This is a genomic window from Streptomyces sp. E11-3, from assembly GCF_046540415.1.
Lineage (GTDB): Bacteria > Actinomycetota > Actinomycetes > Streptomycetales > Streptomycetaceae > Streptomyces.
On record NZ_JAZGRL010000074.1, the window covers coordinates 1 to 2,919 of the forward strand.

3 protein-coding genes are annotated in these 2,919 nt (G+C 72.3%); all 3 read right to left on the reverse strand.

What is annotated here, in order from left to right; genetic code table 11:
* Window positions 1-29: 29 nt before the first annotated feature.
* Window positions 30-1,448: a glutamate-5-semialdehyde dehydrogenase gene (locus U9R90_RS35090; protein WP_411061451.1), complete on the reverse strand. Its 1,419-nt coding sequence runs from the start codon at window positions 1,446-1,448 to the stop codon at window positions 30-32.
* Window positions 1,449-1,456: 8 nt separating this feature from the next.
* Window positions 1,457-2,203 carry an SDR family NAD(P)-dependent oxidoreductase gene (locus tag U9R90_RS35095; protein WP_411061452.1) on the reverse strand — a complete coding sequence of 249 codons (747 nt, stop codon included), beginning with the start codon at window positions 2,201-2,203 and terminating at the stop codon, window positions 1,457-1,459.
* Window positions 2,203-2,919 (reverse strand): alpha/beta fold hydrolase (locus U9R90_RS35100; RefSeq protein WP_411061454.1); only part of this gene is annotated, 717 nt, incomplete at its 5' end. The genes U9R90_RS35100 and U9R90_RS35095, both read right to left, overlap by 1 nt.

A 2,919-nucleotide genomic window follows, 5' to 3' on the forward strand; every position in this document is an offset into this window, starting at 1 on the left:
GTGGGGGTGGGGGTGGGTTGTGGTCGCGTTCAGCCGCGCAGCTGGCCGTTGCCCTCGACGACCCAGGTGCGGGTCAGCAGGGAGCCGAGGGTGACCGGGCCGCGGACGTGCAGTCGGCCGGTGGCGATGGCGAGTTCGGCGCCGATGCCGAGCTTGGGTCCGTCGTGCAGCCGCAGCGAGCCGTTGACCACGACCGTCGCCGCGTCCACCCGTCGGGTGAACTCCTCGGCCACGGCGGCGTCTTCGGCGAGCACGCCTTCGGTGTGGGTGGACCCGTAGCGGCGGATGTGCCGGGCCGCCTCGCCGAGGCCGTCCACCGCCAGCACCCCGATGGCGGGGTCCAGGAACTCGCGGCCTAGGTCGTGCGGTTCCAGTGGCACGATCCGCCACGGGCGGCCGGGGTGCGCGGCCTCGGGGCCGGGGCCGGGAACGGCCGGGTCGAGACGTACGGTCAACAGGGCGGGCTCGCCGTCCGCCGGGACCGGCCGCCCGTCGGCCCGTACCGGCTGCCTGCCCGTCCGTTCCTCGGCCACCTGCTCCGTACGGCGCAGCAGCGCGGTCAGATACGCTCCGGCGATCTCTCGGTCGACCAGGACGAGCTCCACCGACGTGCACCCGGCAGGTTCGGGCAGTTTGCTGTCCAGCGTGACCGTGGCCGCCAGGTCGAGATCGGCGCTCTCATGGACGTACAGGTGGTTGACGCCGCCGCCGCTGGCGATCAGCGGGATGGAACTCGCGGTGCGGCAGTACTCGATGAGCGAGGGACTGCCGCGTGGGATCAGTACGTCCACCGCGTCCGGGCGCTTCAGCAGCGCCTTCATGACGGACCTGTCGGGGTCGTCGACCACCGTCACCAGATCAGGCGGCAGGCCGGCGGCCGTCAGCGCGGCCCGTACGGCTTCGGCGAGCGCGGCGTCGGTGGCGCTGCTCTCCTTGCCGCCGCGCAGCAGCACGGAGTTGCCCACCACGACGGGCAGCAGCGCGCCGTCCACGGTCACGGTCGGCCGCGCCTCGTAGATCATCAGCAGGACGCCGAGCGGCTTGGGGATCTGGCGCAGTTCACCCCAGTCGCCCGCCGGGATGCGGGGGCCGCCCGCGCTCACGACGGGTAGCTCACGGCTGACCTGCTCGGTCAACTCCACCATTTTGCGCAGGTGTTCGCCGGTCACCCGCAGGCGGTCGACCAGGGTCGGCGGCAGGCCGCGCCGCTCGGCGCGCTCGATGTCGTCGGCGTTGGCCGCGAGTACCGTGGGCCAGGCGCCGGTGAGGGCGCGGGCCAGTTCGTGGCAGTAGCGCACGTAGGCGCGGTCGCCGATGGGAGGGGTGTCGTGCAGGGCCGTACGGGCACGGGTGAGCAGCTGCTCGGTGCGTTCGGCGGGCGCTGCAAGGGTCGCGGAGGTCGCGGAGGTCGCGGAGGTCACGGAGGTCACGGAGGTCACGGAGGTCATGAGGGTCCTCACCACATGAACTGCCCACCGTCGACGATCAGCTTCTGCCCGTTCAGATAGGACCCGGCGGGCCCGACCATGAACTCCAGGGCATCGGCGATGTCTTCGGTGGTGCCCATGCGTCGCTGCGGAATCTCGTCGAGGGTCTGGGCCATCCGTACGGGATCGTCGAGGCGCCAGCGGGTCCGCAGCTCCTCGGTGTCGATCATGCCGGGGATCAGGCAGTTCACCCGGAGCGCGGGTGCGAGCTCCAGCGCCAGACACTTGGTGAGCTGGAGCAGCCCGGCCTTGCTCGCGCAGTAGTTGGCGCCGTCGACGCGGGGCCGCATCCCGGTGGTGGCCCCGATGTTCACCACGCTGCCGCCGCCCGCCTCGATCATCGCCGGGGCCAGGGCCCGGGTGAGCCAGAAGGGTCCGGAGAGGTTGGTGTCGAGCACTCGGCGCCAGTCCTGGTCGGTCAGCTCCAGAAACGGGCGGTCGATGTTGATCCCGGCGTTGTTCACCAACACGGCCGGTGTGCCGTGCTCGGCCAGGATCCGCTCGGCGGCCCGGGCGACCTCCGCCGCGTCGGACAGGTCGACGCGCAGGGTGGTGAGCTGGCCCGGATGGTCCGCCTCGGCCTTCTCGGCCGCCTCCTGGTCGGACCAGTAGAAGGCGACCACCCGGTGCCCCAGTCGGATCAGACGGCGGCTGAGCGCCAGGCCGATGCCGCGGGTCCCGCCGGTGACCACGGCAAGCGGGTCTGGGTCGGTCATCAGGACTCCTTGGTTGGGTGGGGAGCGGTGTCCCGCAGGAACTGCGAGAGGTGGCCCAGGACGGCCGTGAGGTGCGGTGGGGTGAGGACGTCGAAGTGGCCGCACGGCAGCGGACGTACCGTCAGATCCGCGGCGAGCGACCGCCAACGGGCCAGATGCGGCGTGTTGTCCTCGTCGGTGCAGGGCATCAGCAGGGTCGGGCAGTCGTGCCGCGGGCGCACCTCGTGTGCGCGGACCGCTTTGATGTGCGCGTCCGTCGTCCGCGTGACCCGCTCGGTGTCGCCGTCGCTCAGCGCGAGGCCGGACGACGCCCGCACCAGCTCGCGCAGCGCTGCGGCCTCCTGAGGGGTGACCGGGACCCGTACCGCCGGACTGTCGATCATCACAACCCGCGGGCGCTGCCCACGCACGGCCAGCGCGGCCGCCAGCTCCCAGGCCAGTACGCCGCCCAGCGACCAGCCGAAGAGCAGGTCGGGCGGCTCCTCAAGCCCGTCGAGCAGCGTCAGATAGCGCCTGGTCATCTCCGGTACGGAGTCATCGGGACGCTCCCCGGGCAGCAGGCCGCTCGCCCGCAGCGCGGACACTGGCCCCAGGCGGCTGAGCTGCCGCGCGACGGGGAAGTACGGGCCGACCCCGCCGCCCGCGGGATGCAGCAGGACGCTGCGCACCGGGCCCTTGGTGACACTGAGCGGGATCAGCAGCTCCTGGTGAGCGGT

Excerpts from the sequence above, each read along its gene's own strand:
- U9R90_RS35090 (WP_411061451.1), bottom strand. The coding sequence starts at position 1,448 with ATGACCTCCGTGACCTCCGTGACCTCCGTGACCTCCGCGACCTCCGCG.
- U9R90_RS35095 (WP_411061452.1), bottom strand. The coding sequence starts at position 2,203 with ATGACCGACCCAGACCCGCTTGCCGTGGTCACCGGCGGGACCCGCGGC.